The following is a 15,710-nucleotide window of genomic DNA, read 5'->3' as shown; positions in this document are numbered from 1 at the left end:
GCTTTTTTGCGGACAATCAGTATTTTTTCTTCAATTCATTCTAAATACAATAATTTGACGAATACGGAGAAGAAGGTAGCGGACTACGTACTGGAGAACACGAGAAGTGTAGTCTACATGTCGATTACTGATCTTGCAGATGCATGTGATGTTGGGGAGTCAAGTATATTTCGATTTTGCAAATCTTTAAGTTATAAAGGGTATCAAGAGTTCAAGATTGCATTGGCACATAGCATCACTGTGGAGAATGAGATCCCGCAGCTTACCGATCAAATTCTGATGGATGATACGATTGAAGCTGTTGCTTCTAAAGTGCTGACCACGAATGTAAGTGCACTCAACGAGACCTATAATTTAATTGATATACAGAAGATCAGTGAGGCTATTGAGTATTTGATTAATGCAGAACGTGTATTATTTTTCGGTGTGGGCTCTTCTCTAGTCACAGCTATGGAAGCCAAAATTAAATTTATGCGCATTACGAACAAAACGGAATGTTTAATGGATTCACATCTGCAGATGATGTCGGCAGCACTGATGTCTAACCGGGATGTCGCTGTTGTGATTTCTTATTCCGGCTCGACCAAGGATAGCATTGAGGTTGCGAGAAAAGCAAAGGAAAGAGGAGCCAAAGTAATATCCATTACTAGGTTTGAAAAGTCACCGCTAACCTCGTACTCCGATCTGACCCTGCTATGTGGTGCTAATGAAGGACCGCTGCAAGGGGGTTCATTATCTGCAAAGATATCGCAGCTCTATCTGCTTGATATTTTATATGTAGAATATTTCAAGAAGACTAGTGAGCAATCCATAATTAATAAAGAAACAACAGCTTCAGCAGTCAGTGAGAAACTGGTTTAGTACATTAAGATGTGAGGGGAATGGAAAGCTATGATCTTAGGTTCTTTGTCATCTTGGGAAGAGCATATCAAGTATGAGAATCCTGTCATTGTTGAGGCTATCGAGGAATTGAAAGTAATCTTACAACATGATCCTGATCTTGGACGAATCGAAATTCGCGGGAACGAAATGTATGCTTCGATTATGGCTCTTGAGGCAAAATCGCTGGAGGAACAAGTCGCAGAGAAGCATGAGGCCTATATTGATGTGCATTATCTGATCGAAGGTGAAGAAACGATTGGCTGGGCAACCCTGCAAGAAGGGATCGAACCCATTAAGCCTTACGATGCCGAAGGAGAATATGCGCTTTATCCCCCATCAGCAGATGAAATATTGTTATCTTTGAAGCCTGGCATGTTCGCGGTCTTTTTCCCTCATGATGTTCACAGACCGGGTATGGGTCAACCGGGGCAGCAGATTAAAAAAGCTGTCATTAAAATCCACACAAATCTACTAACTCCATAACATTGAAATTGAGGCTGGTAGCGGAACCATTCCGCTGTCAGCTTTTTTTGCGTCGCTTCTATTTACTTATATCTAAATTTATAAATATACAAAATATAAAGATTGGTGGTAAACTTAACATGCCTAAAGCTTTTTTTGTAGAGCTTAAGGATTTTTTTGCATGCACATTTATGAGTGAGCAAAGAATATTACAGAGAATTACACTATAGAAAGAATAATGGAGGCAGGAGAGTTAAATGAAGAATAAAGGTCTAAAGAGAATGTTGTTGTTATCTATGATGGTTGTTGTCATCGCTGCACTTGCAGTCGGTTGTGGTTCGAAAAATAATACAAATACAGAATCGTCAGAGGGAGCTGCTCCAGAAGCTGCAAAAGAAGTTACCTCCTTGTCGCTAGGTTTATTGCCCTCGATTGATGCTATTCCTTTTATCATCGCACATGAACAAGGTTTCGATAAAAACCACGGTGTGGAGCTGGATATCCAAACATTTAAAAGCGCCAAAGATCGGGATGTAGCTTTTCAAGCAGGCAAGCTGGATGGTCTAAGCGCTGACCTGGTTGCGATCTCCATTTACAATGAGGCTGGACTGGATGTGAAGATCGCCAGTACAACTTTTGGAGAGTTTGATTTGCTGACTGGAAATGAATCCATCCAGGATGTGAAGGATTTGAAGGGTAAAACCGTGATTTTGTCCAAAAATACCTCCACACAATATACAGTGGCAATGATGCTGAAACAAGCGGGCCTGACCGAAGATGATATTACAGTCACAGAGGTTCCACAGATTCCGACCCGTTTAGAATTGCTTAAGAATAATAAGGCGGATGCGGCTATTTTGCCGGAACCTTTTGTAACTATGGGCAAAACCTCAGGGTTGCGTGTACTGAGCTCAACGCTAACTGCGGGAGTAAATCCGTTCGTTTTAGCTTTCCCGCAAACTGCAATTGATGCCAAAGCAGAGGCTATCCGCAGTATGTATGCTGCATATGATGAAGCAGTAGCTTATATGAAATCCCATGAGCAATCCGAATATATCGATCTTGTAATCAAAGAAGTAGGATATCCGGAAACATTAAAAGATGAAATCAAGGTACCAGATTATGTACCAGCTTATCAAGTGGATGTGAAGGAAGTAGAGGCCGCATTTGCTTGGGCACGGGAAAAAGGTTTGCTCAGCAAAAATATCTCGGCTGAAGATGTGATTTCTGATGTCCAATTCAAGAAATAAAGGACTCGTTATAAAGGATCTGAAAGTAGAATATAAGAGCGGACAATTGGCCTTGGGTCAGGTAGATTTAACTTTGCCGGAGCACGGGATTTACACCATTATCGGACCCTCCGGCAGCGGGAAATCAACTTTATTACGGGCGATTGCGGGTTTGCTGCCTAGCTATCAGGGACACATTCTTTTTAATGAGAAATCTGTGCATGAGAAAGAAACGTTAATCGGGCTGGTGCCGCAGAACTACGGGCTTCTTCCTTGGAAGACTGTACATGATAATATTCAGATAGCGATGAAGATTACGCATACGGCAAGTTCATCCAAGCAAGAACGGGAGACGCAGATTAAGCAGTGGCTTTCGTCGATGGCGATCTCTGATTTAGCAGAACGTTATCCCTTATCCCTTAGTGGAGGCCAGCAGCAAAGAGTGGCGATTGCCAGAGCTTTTGCCATTTTGCCTACTATTCTGTTGCTGGACGAGCCATTCTCTGCACTCGATGCGATAACAAGGGAAACGCTGCAGGTCCTCTTTTTAGATAACTGGCTGGCTAACCCTACGACTACGTTATTTGTCACTCATGATGTGGAAGAAGCGATTCTGCTGGGGCAAAAGATTATTGTCATGCCTTCCAACAAAGAAACTACACCTGAAATTATTGATAATCAGTTGGTGTTTCATATGAAGCATGAGGATAAGCGGGACAGTGTAGATTTCTTTGAGCAGACTAAGCGGATTAGAAAGGTAATGCAGGAGATATGGTAAACAAACGTCGACTTCATCATCTAGTAAGGCTTCTATTTGTATTTGTCTGTATGAATGTAGTCTGGTATATCGCATTTTTACTTATGAATCATTCGATTTTGCCAAGTCCCTTTGCTGTATATAAAGCGATGTTTCAGTTAGGGGTGCAGGATATTGCTATAAATGTGGGGTATAGCTTGTTCAGAATTTTTGCGGGTGTGGTGCTGGCGTTAATTATTGGACTGCTCATAGGTCTTCTAATGGGACGTTCGTTGACCTGGAACAAACTGCTGGACCCTGTGGTTTACTTGACCTATCCGGTTCCCAAAATTGCCCTGCTTCCAGTAGTGATGCTGTTCTTCGGGCTTGGGGAAACGTCCAAAATCCTAATGATCATGCTGATTCTATTGTTTCAGATCATCATCTCTGTAAGGGATGGGGTTAAGGCTATTCCGGACAATACCTATGATGTCTTAACTAGTATAGGTGCCAGCGCTGTGCAGAAGTTCTGGCATGTGACACTGCCGGGTGCATTGTCAGTGATTCTGAGTACGATTCGTATTTCGCTAGGGACAGCGATATCTGTACTGTTTTTTACGGAGATTTATGGAACAGAGCACGGCATGGGCTTTTTCATCATGGATGCGTGGTTAAGATTAGATTATCCGGAGATGTATGCGGGAATTATGTTGTTCAGCTTGGTCGGTTTTATTCTCTTCTTGCTTGTTGATTTTCTTGATTACAAGTTTATGAAGTGGCGGAATTAAATTTAGTTGAGATATAACTATAGCTTTCCTTTGCCCGAGTTTAGGCAAAGGGGAGCTTTTTTTATATGATTTTTTGGTGAGAATAAAATTAATTTTAATTTCATTATTATTTGAATGGAAAAATAAAACAGTAAAATAAATGGAGGAAAAAATGAAAAATAAACTTACTTATAGCTGTAAACCCCCGTTTATTTTAGAGGAATATAAAGATGGTGAGATGAAAAGAGGGAATTTATTTTAAAAAAACTAATAAATCTCTTAATTTCTTGCAAATCTATTGGAAATTATATTCATAAAAGTATAAAAAGGTTTAGTTTAATTTATTTACAACCAGATTTTAGTATGGTATTTTATCAATGGAAACGGATTCATTTAGGTTTTACGGAATGATTTTAAGTTTTTACGAATGGAAGGATTTGTTCGCTTCATAAGAAAATGAAAATGCTAATAAAAAGTTGGGGGTAAATATCTTTGAATAAATATGGACGAAAACTATGGCTTACGGTGCTGATTTTCGTGATTGTAGTTGGCGGTCTGACGTATTATTGGGCTTCTAAGGGAGAAAACACCGCGCCACTGTCTCAGTCTAAGGAATCTGCCGTAGAAGCAACGGGTGAAGCGGGAAAGGAAACTGTTCCACCGGCGACAGCAGCTAATACAAGTAGTGGACCCGCGTATACGTTGACCGTGGATACGGAAAATCCGGGAGCTAAGATAAGCCCGATGTTGTACGGAGCCTTTTTCGAAGAGATTAATCATGCGGGAGATGGAGGGCTATATGCAGAGCTGATTTCCAATCGTTCCTTTGAGGATAGTTCGGTCACATTGTTCAATTGGTGGATTGATGAAAAAGGAGGCAGTAAAGGGAAGCTTGCTCTGACCGGCACTAAGCTTTTGAACGAGGCTCAGACCCAGGCAATGGCTTTAACAGTATCATCTGCTGCCGAGGGCGGTTCGGTATCTGCTGTGAATAACGGTTACTGGGGGATCGCTTTGACGAAGGATGCCAGTTACAAGTTGTCTTTCTATGCGCGGCCAGAGCCAGGGAACATTATGCCACTGCGTATAACGTTAGAAAGCCCGGATGGCAAAGAGCTATATGCAGAACAGACCGTTGATAAGTTAAAAGAAGGATGGAACCCATATACATACACACTGACTTCTACAGGTACTGTAGCAAACGCACGAATTGTAATCTCTGCTGCAAATGTAGGTACTGTTTATCTCGATATGGTGTCTTTGTTTCCTGAGACTTGGAACAACAGGGAGAATGGACTTCGCATCGATTTGGCTGAAAAGGTAGCTGCGATGAAACCCGCATTCGTTCGTTTTCCGGGGGGATGTTTTGTGGAAGGAAAAACGCCAACAGATGCTTATCAATGGAAGAATACCATTGGACCGATTGAGACGCGTCCCGGTCATAAGGGATATTGGGATTATCGCTCCTCAGATGGGCTGGGCTTCCACGAATATCTGCAATGGGCTGAAGATCTGAAAGCGGAACCATTATATGTAGCTTATATCGGGATTTCACATAACGGAGATCCTATAGCCAAGCAGAATACCGTTCCAGTCAGTGAAATTCAGCCGTGGATACAAGATGCGCTGGACGCCATTGAATATGCAAACGGACCGGTTACTAGCAAATGGGGGGCACAAAGAGCCGCCAATGGTCATCCGGAGCCTTTTAATATGAAATATGTAGAGATTGGTAACGAAAACAATTTCCAGATGAGTGAATATATTAAGCGTTATGGCTTGTTTTATAAGGCAATTAAAGAGCAGTATCCAGAGATTCATCTCATTGCCAATGCGGCAGTTGAAGGGGAGCCTATCGAACTGGTTGATGAGCATTACTATGAAACCTCTGAATGGTTCCTCAGCAACTCGAACAGATACGATACTTATGACCGTAGTGGTCCTGAGATTTATGTTGGTGAGTATGCGGTGACCAAGGGTGCCGGAGAAGGCAATCTGAACGCTGCAATCGGCGAGGCCGCTTTTATGATGGGTATGGAACGGAATTCTGATATCGTGAAAATGTCCTCCTATGCTCCGTTGTTTGTGAATACGAAGGATCGTACTTGGAACCCGGACGCTATTGTATTTGATTCATCGACTAGCTACGGAACACCTTCTTATCATGTGCAGCAGATGTTCGGAAGCAATAAGGGGGATGTAGTTCTTCCAACCTCACTTGTGGCTCTAGGACAAGAAGAAACCTCCGGTAAGCAATCCATTCAAGGTGGAATTGGTTTGGGGACTTGGGCCACCCAGGTAGAGTACAGCGATATACGAGTAGCGAAAGGTGATGACGTTCTTTTTGAAGATCATTTCAAGAAGGATTCCGGAGCCTGGACTCTAAACAATGGGGACTGGGAACAATCCAAGGGTACTTTTAAGCAGACTTCTAATGATATTGATATTCGCGCAGTTGCCGGTGAGGCTTCATGGAGTGATTATACACTTTCTCTTAAGGCGAAAAAGACTGGCGGAGCAGAAGGCATGCTCATTATGTTCGGCTCTAAAGATGAAGGCAATTTCTATTGGTGGAATCTTGGCGGCTGGGGAAATACGCAGAGCGCGATTGAAAAATCAGTAGGTGGAACAAGAGCAGTCATCGGAAGAACGGTTCCTGTAAGGATTGAGACTGGGAAATTGTATGATATCCGCATTGAATTATCAGGTGCTAATATCCGGCTCTATCTCGACGATGAGCTTATACAAGAGGTGAACGATGAAAGTCCAGCAGGGCCGCTGTTCCAAACTGCAAGCCGTGATCTTGCCACAGGTGAGCTGATCGTTAAAGTCGTTAATGCGGGTGACACTGCTCAGCGCACGGATGTTTCTTTTGCCGGACTTGCCACATCAAGCCTGGGAGGAACAGCTACCGTACTTCAGTCGGACGATTTAAATGCTGAGAATAGCTTCGCTGAACCTGACAAGGTGGCACCTGTAACTCAAAAGGTAAGTGTAGACAAAGGTAGTCTGGAGTTTGAATTCCCGAAATATTCCGTGACCGTGTTAAGACTAAAGGAAGGGGGGAAATAGCCGGTCATGGAGGGAGGTTCACTCCTTCACTATAAACAAGCATTTATTTGTTCAATTTAAGAGGGAGGTTAGGTTATGATTTCGAAAAGAAAAACGAGCAGTTTAGTCGTATGTATGTTAATGGTTTTTGTGCTTATTCTGTCAGCCTGTAGCAGCGCTGGAAGCTCAACAACGAATCAAAATGCAGCTAACAACGGGAAAACGAACACTGAAAAAACCAATAATGCTAGTGAGCCAACCAATGCAACAGCTACAGAGGGCACGGAAGCAACAGATCCTGCCAACGACCTGCCAAGCAAAGATATTCAAGGTGAGGTTACGGTTTGGGCCTTTAATGAAAAAGTATTTGATGAAGTCGGCGCTGCATTTATGGCTGAATATCCTGGTATTAAGCTGAAGACGGTAGTTATGCCCTTTGGCGACCTGCATGACAAGCTGCAAACCACAATCGCCGCAGGTAGCGGGGCACCGGACGTAGCAGAAGTAGAGATGTACCAGTTGAACCGTTATATGGCGGGAAATGTTTTGGAGAATCTTTTGGAAGAGCCTTATAACGCTGGAAAATATAAAGATCTGGTTGTTCCGTATAACTGGGAACGTTGGATGACACCGGACAGCTCACAGCTGCTTGGTATGCCTTGGGATATGACCCCGGGGGTTTATTACTACCGTGCAGACATTTTTGAAGAGCTTGGATTGCCAAGTGATCCTGCTGAGCTCGGTGAATACATGCAAGATGAAGAGAATCTCTTGAACCTGGCTCAAATTTTGAAAGCTAACGGTAAATATTTTATGGAGTGGAGCGATGGCCCGATCGTATGGGCAGGAGATGAAGTCGGTTACTTTGATAAGGATATGAACTGGACACGTAATACGGACAAAATGGTGAAGGTTCTCGATATTACAAAACGTGGACAACAGCTGGGCTGGGCACCACATATCGGTTATGGCTCAGACGAAGGTAAACAGCTAGTTCTAAAAGGTGATTTGGTTGGTGTCGTATCGGGTTCATTCGGAGCGCGCGGACTTCAAGAAACATTCCCTGAGCTTTCCGGAAAGTGGAAAGTAACCCGTTTGCCAGTAGGCATTAACGTGGGAATGGGCGGATCAAGCTTTGTTATCCCTTCGCAAAGCAAAAATAAAGAAGCAGCATGGGCTTACATTCAATGGAGCATGAGAAGTGAAAATGCTTGGAAAATTTGGACAAAACATTCCATTCAGCCAGGTTACAAGGATATTTCCAGTCTTGATTGGTACGCAAACACTAAAAATGAATATCTGGGTGGGCAAGAGGAATTTAAACTATATGAACAATTAAGCAATGATATTCCTGTCAAACACCTTACACCAGTAGATAACAAGGGCTGGGAAATCTTTATAACGGCGATCGGTGATGCACTGGCTAAGAACACAGATTCCAAGACGGCTATTCAAAAAATTGGTGATGATGTCTTGAAGCAAGCTTCCAAAGAAATTGCTGCCTTTAAAAAGGCAATGGGAATGCAGCCGTAAGGAAATCTAATAACAGGAGGGGCAGCCTGCAATTGCCAGAGCTGCCCTGCTTGTATTCACTTAAGTCCGAGAGGCCCGTAAAGATGGGAGGAGACCGATGCGTGTTACGCATACTGCGAAAATATAAGATTAGTTTGTTGTTACTGGTACTTTTAGGAGTCTCCCTAGTGTGGTGGAATCAATCACGAGGGTTTGATAATTCAGCGATGGATGGCATCCCCGTTTATGCGGATGTTGATGAAAGCTCTATTTTAGAAAGCGATAGTGTGAATTCAAAACTCGAAGCCTCTTACTTAAGCTATTACGAGGAAAAACAGCAGGATGGAGCAAAGGACTCATCGGATTTTACGCTTGCTATTCCTTCGGGGGATTATAAGGCCATTAGTTCTGAAGGTACAGAGGTAATGACGGATCTTGGTGGAAAACCCGGCAAGGTACTAGCGCTTAAAGCAGAGGATAGCTGGGTGGAATATAAATTTACGGTTCCGGCAGATGGGTTGTATCAGATGGGGATGGAGTATTATGCCCTTCCTGGTAAACGATCCTCGATCATTCGAAGCGTAAAGATTGATGGGGAGTATTTATTCTCTCAAGTAAAAAAAATGGAATTCCAGCGGATGTGGAAGGAAAGTGCAGAGCCATGGCTGGACAATCAAGGGAATGAATTTAATCCCAAGCGGGAAGAGGTAACAGGCTGGCAATATCGGGAGTTTCGAGATGCCGAGGCCAGAACTGCGGATCCCTTTCGCTTTTATCTGACCAAAGGGGAGCATACGGTGAAGCTGGAAGCCATCCGGGAACCGGCTGCACTTAGTGAACTGAGAATATTTTCTCCAGAACCGCTCCCGACTTATGCGGAAGTGAAGCAGGAGTATGAGAATAAGGGTTACAAGCCTGTTCAGAATCAAGTGATTAAAATTCAGGCAGAAGAATCCTCCCTTCGTTCAGATCCAACGCTGAAGCGGATCGAGGACCGGGAGCCACTCACCGAACCTTTTAACAAAGATGCTATTGTGCTTAATAGTTTTGGGGGTGTCGGGTGGCGTACGGGTGGACAATGGGCGGAATGGGATTTCGAGATTCCTGAGTCAGGGCTCTACAATATCGCAATTCGTTACGGCCAGTGGTTCCTAAACGGGATACCGGTGGAACGCCGGATTATGATTGATGGCGAGGTACCGTTCCAAGAGCTGAATGCCTTGAAATTCCCTTACAAAGCGGAATGGCAAGTAAACAAGCTGGGGAATGAGGACGGAGAATACTTCTTTTATCTCGAACAAGGCAAGCATACGTTGCGGATGGAGGTTCAAGTATCGGGTGTAGGCGGAATGATTGAAGCTGTGCTGAACACTACACATAAAATGTCTCTTTTGGGACGTGAAATCACGCAGGTAACGGGAACGAACCCCGATCCAAACGGGGATTGGCAGCTGGAGCAGAACATTCCTAATCTTGTGCCACGTTTACATTTGATGGCGCGGACGTTGGATGATGCCGTGCAGGATATGTATGCTTTTGGCGTTGCTGATGGAAGCTCTGAGCTGAGTACGCTTTATGAAGCACGTGACCGGTTCCTGGAAATGGCGAAGGATACCTCAAGTATTCCAGGTCGTCTTCAGCAATTTACGGATCTGCAGTCATCGCTGGGCTTATGGGTCAACGGATTAATGAAGCAGAGTATTGTAATGGACTATATTGAAGTGAAGTCGGAAGATCAGCCATGGCCTAAAGACGCGGCTCCTTGGTATACCCGTGTAGGGACGATGACGTATGACTTCTTTAGTTCTTTTACAAAGGATTACAGCGGCATAGGAAATACGTACAAAAATGAAAAGGTGCTGGATGTCTGGATCTCTCGTGGACGTGATTGGGCGGAGATCATTAAGCAAATGGTGGATGAGGACTTTACACCAAACACGGGCATCAAGGTGAACGTCAATATTATTCCTACGCTTGCAGCGGATCAGAAGCAGATTCTGTTATTAGCCAATACTGCCGGACTTGCTCCCGATGTGGCACTGGGGGTTGAGGGTGAAGTGCCGATTGACTTCGCGGTGCGGAATTCACTCGTGAATCTGAATGAATTCTCAGATTATCAAGAGGTTGCTGAACGTTTCAGAGCGGGTGCACTGATTCCTTATAAGTATGATAACGGAGATTTTGCCTTACCTGAGAATCAGAACTTCACGATGCTCTTTTACCGGAAAGATATTATGGCACAGCTGGGCATTAGCGAGAAGGATATTCCGGATACGTGGCAAGAGGTTATGGAACTGATTCCTGTGCTGCAACAAAACGGGATGGACTTCTATTATCCACATGCCCCGAACAATCCAAGTCTAGCAATTAATGAGTTTGCGCCGTTCTTATTCCAGTATGGCGGGGATTTCTATAAGAATAATGGGATGTTGTCTGATCTGGATTCACCAGAAGCACTGACAGCTATGAAAATGTGGACGGGACTCTTTACGAACTACAAGCTGCAGAAACAAGCGGATTTCTATAACCGTTTCCGTTCTGGAGAGATGCCAATCGGCGTTGCTGATTATTCCACATACATTCTGTTATCTACAGCCGCACCTGAATTGACAGGCTGGTGGGGCATGAAACCAATGCCGGGTATTGAACAAGCAGATGGACAGATTAACCGTTCTACAGGCGGGCTTGCACAGACAGGAATTATTTTTAAGGATACGGATATGAAAGAAGAATCTTGGGAGTTCCTGAAATGGTGGACCAGTGCGGATGCACAGGAGAACTTCGGCTCAGAGCTTGAGTCTTTGCTGGGTGTTGAAGCTCGTTGGAATACAGCCAATGTTGAAGCACTCAAACGTCTGCCGTGGCAGCAAGATGATATCGACGCCATTATGGAACAGTGGGAGTGGTTTAAAGAGCGCGAAGTGGTGCTTGGAGGATATTACACGACCCGGCATATCGCCAACATCTGGAATGAAATTGTGCTCAACGGTAAATTCCCGCGGGAGGCGATGGAGCAAGGTGTGCGTGAAATCAATAAAGAGCTTAGTAAGAAACGCGAAGAGTTCGGAATTGAAACTTCCCAGACTTCAAGCGCCAAAGAGGAAGGAGGTCAGAAATGAGTAGTGAAATAATTACACCGGCACAGAACGAAGCCGTACAGATGCAGCCGACGAAAACTCCCGGGAAATGGACTCAGCTTTGGTTAGATATCAAGAAAAATAAAGTTTCCTATTATTTCTTGGCCCCTTTCCTGATTCTGTTCACCGTTTTTACTATTGTTCCTATTATCATGTCCGTCGTTCTAAGCTTCAGCTATTACAACATTATTGAGACACCGAGATTCATTGGCTTCTCTAACTATAAGCTGTTGTTTGTAGACGATGATATCTTTCTTAAAGCTGTTGGGATTACGCTGAAATTTGCCATTATTACAGGTCCGATAGGTTATATTATGGCCTTCTTGCTGGCCTGGCTGATTAGCCAGATTCCGCAGAAGTTCCGTTTTTTCTATACCTTATGCTACTATGTGCCATCGATTACAAGTGCAGTAGCGATGTCCGTGGTTTGGTTGTATTTGTTCGCCGGCGACCGCAAGGGGTTGCTTAATCACTGGCTCATTCAGCTGGGGATTATCAATGAACCTTATTTATTTCTGCAAAATGTGGATTCGATCGTACCGGTGATCATCATAGTTTCCTTATGGATGAGTATGGGGGTAGGTTTCCTTGCTTTTCTGGCCGGACTTCAAAATGTACCGACAGATTTATATGAAGCTGGCTCAATTGATGGGGTCAAGTACCGCTGGCAGGAGCTTTGGTACATTACGATTCCATGCGTCAAACCGCAGCTGTTATTCGGTGCGGTGATGCAGGTGGTCGGTTCGCTTACCGTATTTGACGTCAGTATGCGGCTTGTTGGATTTCCGAGTCCCCTTTATGCAGGCCATACGATTATGGCGCATCTGTTCGACTACGCATTTATCCGCTTTGAGATGGGATATGCGTCAGCGATTGCTGTATTACTGTTCGCTTTGATGCTTGGGCTCAACCGTCTCATCTTCAAAGTGCTGGGGAGGGATTAGGATGCACAAAATAAATTTACGGCGTATTGACTATGGAGGCATCTTTTTGTATCTGTTCTTAACGGTGTTTGGCCTAATTATGCTGCTGCCACTTGTCTATATGGCAGTGACTGCTTTAAAACCAACAAGCGAACTATTCCTGTTCCCACCACGGTTTTTCGTAGTGAATCCGACGTTGGTGAACTTTCGTGATTTGCTGTTAATTACCGGAACCTCGGCGGTGCCGTTCTCACGGTTTATTTTCAATAGCGTGGTCGTTACATCAGGGATTGTGGTCGGGGGTGTCTTAATTTCAGCAATGGCGGCTTATCCGCTTGCCAAGCACAATATGCCATTTAAAAGCGCTATCTTTAGTATGATTGTGGCGGCGCTGATGTTCTCACCCTTAGTATTGCAAATTCCGCAATATTTGCTGATTAGCCGCAGCGGATTAATGAATTCGTATTTTGCAATGATCTTACCTTATCTGGCTGCACCCATGGGAATGTTCCTTATGACCCAGTTCCTGCGGCAGCTTCCAGACGCTTTATTAGAGGCAGCCCGTATAGACGGTGCTTCCGAATGGAAGGTATTCTGGGTGGTTGTGATGCCAATGCTTAAGCCGGCGATTTCGACTTTTGCTTTATTTAGCTTCATTTCTGCTTGGAATGATCCGTATCCTTCAATGGTCTATACGACTGTTCAGGAAATGAAGACATTGCCGCTCGCCATCCAAACTATCAGTGGTGGAGCCGGAGTCGTTGCTAGGGTAGGCACTTTGGCAGCAGCAAGCTTCTTGATGATTCTCCCGACTATTCTTGTCTTTATATTAACGCAGCGGATGGTGCTTCAGACAATGGCCCATTCGGGGCTGAAGGAATAGGGGGAGTCATGATGATAGGACGTAATATGAAAAAAATGCTGCTAACAGGGCTACTGGTGACGCTGACACTGCCAGTGCTGCTGCTTCCAGGGCAGGCGCTAGCTGGTGAAGCCCCATATGAGGGGTATACGTGGAATCAGTCCGGCAATGAGGTCCGCTCGATTAATGGTTATCTCTACGATTCTTCTATCGATCCAACAGGAACAGATACGGGGTCCTTCAAAAATCCGGAATCTCTCTTTATTAGTGATGACGATTCACTCTACGTAGTAGACACGGGCAATAGCCGTATTGTTCATATGGATAAGGACGGTCGTCTGCTAAATCTGATCGGCGATACGGAAGGCAGCGGCAAGCTGCAAGAGCCGAAGGGTGTATTCGTGAAAGAGGATGGAACGGTATATGTAGCAGATACAAAAAACGCGCGTATTGCTATTTTTGATAAAAATGGCAAGTTCGTAAAAGAGTTTCTAAAACCGGACAGCCCATTACTGGGTGCTAATTTCTCTTATTCTCCTTCTAAATTAGTCGTAGATAAGCGTGATTATATGTATGTGGTGAGCGATGGTAACACGCAGGGGTTGCTGCAAATTGACTCGGGCGGTAAGTTCAAGGGGTTCTATGGGGCGAACCATGTAGGTTTCTCATGGACACGTCTCTTAATTAAGCTGGTGGCTACTAAAGAGCAGCAGAACCAGCTGGCGACCGTTAAACCTTCTGAGTTCTCGAACGTGGATCTGGATGAAGAAGGGTTTATCTACAGCACAACCTTGGGCGAAGAGTACAACCAGATCAAACGGTTATCTCCGGTAGGCGTAGATACGCTGAACATTGGTAAACGCTGGTACGGTGATTATTACTCTGAGGGTCCATTCAGTATGGCTTCCTTTATGGGGATCAGTATTGATAAGAACGGATTTATAACTGCGCTGGATTTGCAGTCCAGTAAAGTCTTCCAATATGACAAGCTGGGGAATTTGTTATTCAGCTTTGGCGGGATTGGGGATCAGAATGGACTCTTCGTGACTCCTTCCGCCGTAGATCAAACCGCTGATGGCCTGATCTATGTAGTGGATAAAGGACGGGGCAGAATCGATCGCTTCCGGACCACGCCCTTTGCGGATTTGGTTCATCAGGCGTCTTTGCTCTATGTAGATGGCAGCTATGACGAAGCGCAATCCTTATGGCAAGAGGTGCTGCGATTGAACGCCAATTATGATATGGCTTATCAAGCTATCGGCAAAGCGCTATATAAAGCAGAGCAATATAAGGAATCTATGAGCTACTTCAAGCTTTCAAATTCCAAAGCTGACTATTCATCTGCTTTCCGCGAATATCGTAAATTGTTTATCCGAGAGCACTTTACTTATTTCTTCGCCGGCGGAATTGGACTGTTCTTAGTACTGCTCTGGAGTGTGCCGAGATTATACCGGAGATTCCATACCTGGCTGTATAGAGGAAACAAGGCAGTATTGGATCCGGCAAAGGGGGAGATTGGATGAACACTTTGCGAATGATTCATCAGGTTGTAGTTCATCCTTATCAGTTCTATAACGATATTCAAGGAAAGCAACGTATCCGCTGGATACAGGGGATTGCCATCGTTCTACTGACCTTTGTGGCACGAATGATCTCGATTCTGATTACAGGGTATGCTTTTCAAACAAGAGAGCCGCATGAAATCTCCATGTTTCATGAGTTTATTTGGCTTATCGTTCCTTGGTTGACCTGGTGTGTCTCGAACTGGGGTGTCAGTACGATTATGGATGGTGAGGGGAAATTCAAAGAGATTTTTGTGGGCAGTGCCTTTGCCCTTGTTCCATACATGCTCTTTATCCTTCCAGTCACACTGTTAACGTTGGTCCTTTCGCTGGATGAGGCTTCAACCTTCAATCTGCTGCACAAGTTTGTGATTCTTTGGGTGGCTTGGTTGATTTTAATGAAGGTGAAGATCCTGCATGATTTTGAGATTCGCAAGGTTATTTTTATCACCATAATCAGTGTAATAGGAATCGCCATTATCTGGTTCGTAGGTATTTTGCTGTTTGGTATTTCCAATCAATTTGTTTCATTTATTGTCGATCTGCTCAAAGAATTGAGATTGCGCGCGTAAGGAGGGAAAGGTAAC

At 44.3% G+C, this 15,710-nt stretch carries 12 protein-coding genes; all 12 read left to right on the top strand.

The features are described 5' to 3' along the window. Positions 1–6 precede the first annotated feature (6 nt). The 12 genes from NSS82_RS26900 to NSS82_RS26845 all read left to right on the top strand — a co-directional run bounded on the left by NSS82_RS26900 (position 7) and on the right by NSS82_RS26845 (position 15,695). Complete coding sequence (locus NSS82_RS26900) at positions 7–861, top strand: MurR/RpiR family transcriptional regulator (protein ID WP_051491079.1); 855 nt, start codon at positions 7–9, stop codon at positions 859–861. A 30-nt stretch (positions 862–891) separates the two neighbouring features. Next, positions 892–1,365 (top strand): YhcH/YjgK/YiaL family protein, encoded by a 474-nt coding sequence (locus NSS82_RS26895; RefSeq protein ID WP_038573106.1) that lies wholly within the window; start codon positions 892–894, stop codon positions 1,363–1,365. A gap of 236 nt (positions 1,366–1,601) precedes the next feature. After that, on the top strand, positions 1,602–2,594 hold the full coding sequence (locus NSS82_RS26890) for an ABC transporter substrate-binding protein (RefSeq protein WP_094902111.1): 993 nt from the start codon (positions 1,602–1,604) through the stop codon (positions 2,592–2,594). Then, positions 2,575–3,351: an ABC transporter ATP-binding protein gene (locus NSS82_RS26885; RefSeq protein ID WP_038573105.1), complete on the top strand. Its 777-nt coding sequence runs from the start codon at positions 2,575–2,577 to the stop codon at positions 3,349–3,351. The genes NSS82_RS26890 and NSS82_RS26885 overlap by 20 nt, the downstream gene beginning before the upstream one ends. Continuing rightward, a complete protein-coding gene (locus NSS82_RS26880) occupies positions 3,345–4,097 on the top strand; it encodes an ABC transporter permease (protein WP_081386626.1) in 753 nt (250 codons plus the stop codon). Before NSS82_RS26885 ends, NSS82_RS26880 begins: the two co-directional genes overlap by 7 nt. 471 nt (positions 4,098–4,568) lie before the next feature. Continuing rightward, on the top strand, positions 4,569–7,148 hold the full coding sequence (locus NSS82_RS26875) for an alpha-L-arabinofuranosidase C-terminal domain-containing protein (RefSeq protein ID WP_081386627.1): 2,580 nt from the start codon (positions 4,569–4,571) through the stop codon (positions 7,146–7,148). Positions 7,149–7,223: 75 nt separating this feature from the next. Beyond that, complete coding sequence (locus NSS82_RS26870) at positions 7,224–8,660, top strand: ABC transporter substrate-binding protein (RefSeq protein WP_076103673.1); 1,437 nt, start codon at positions 7,224–7,226, stop codon at positions 8,658–8,660. Positions 8,661–8,827: 167 nt separating this feature from the next. After that, a complete protein-coding gene (locus NSS82_RS26865) occupies positions 8,828–11,758 on the top strand; it encodes an extracellular solute-binding protein (RefSeq protein ID WP_076103671.1) in 2,931 nt (976 codons plus the stop codon). Next, complete coding sequence (locus NSS82_RS26860; protein WP_052097291.1) at positions 11,755–12,720, top strand: carbohydrate ABC transporter permease; 966 nt, start codon at positions 11,755–11,757, stop codon at positions 12,718–12,720. Before NSS82_RS26865 ends, NSS82_RS26860 begins: the two co-directional genes overlap by 4 nt. Position 12,721: 1 nt before the next feature. Further along, positions 12,722–13,582, top strand: a complete 861-nt coding sequence (locus tag NSS82_RS26855) for a carbohydrate ABC transporter permease (RefSeq protein WP_036679629.1) — start codon at positions 12,722–12,724, stop codon at positions 13,580–13,582. 8 nt (positions 13,583–13,590) lie between these two features. Further along, complete coding sequence (locus NSS82_RS26850) at positions 13,591–15,084, top strand: NHL repeat-containing protein (RefSeq protein WP_143761269.1); 1,494 nt, start codon at positions 13,591–13,593, stop codon at positions 15,082–15,084. Continuing rightward, positions 15,081–15,695: a YIP1 family protein gene (locus tag NSS82_RS26845; RefSeq protein ID WP_036679624.1), complete on the top strand. Its 615-nt coding sequence runs from the start codon at positions 15,081–15,083 to the stop codon at positions 15,693–15,695. The genes NSS82_RS26850 and NSS82_RS26845 overlap by 4 nt, the downstream gene beginning before the upstream one ends. The last annotated feature ends 15 nt before the right edge of the window (positions 15,696–15,710 follow it).

The sequence above is a fragment of the Paenibacillus sp. FSL H7-0735 genome (genome assembly GCF_038008505.1).
Lineage (GTDB): Bacteria > Bacillota > Bacilli > Paenibacillales > Paenibacillaceae > Paenibacillus_AQ > Paenibacillus_AQ odorifer.
Note: the sequence above shows the minus strand (reverse complement) of the source record. Positions and strands in the feature narration are given on the sequence as shown.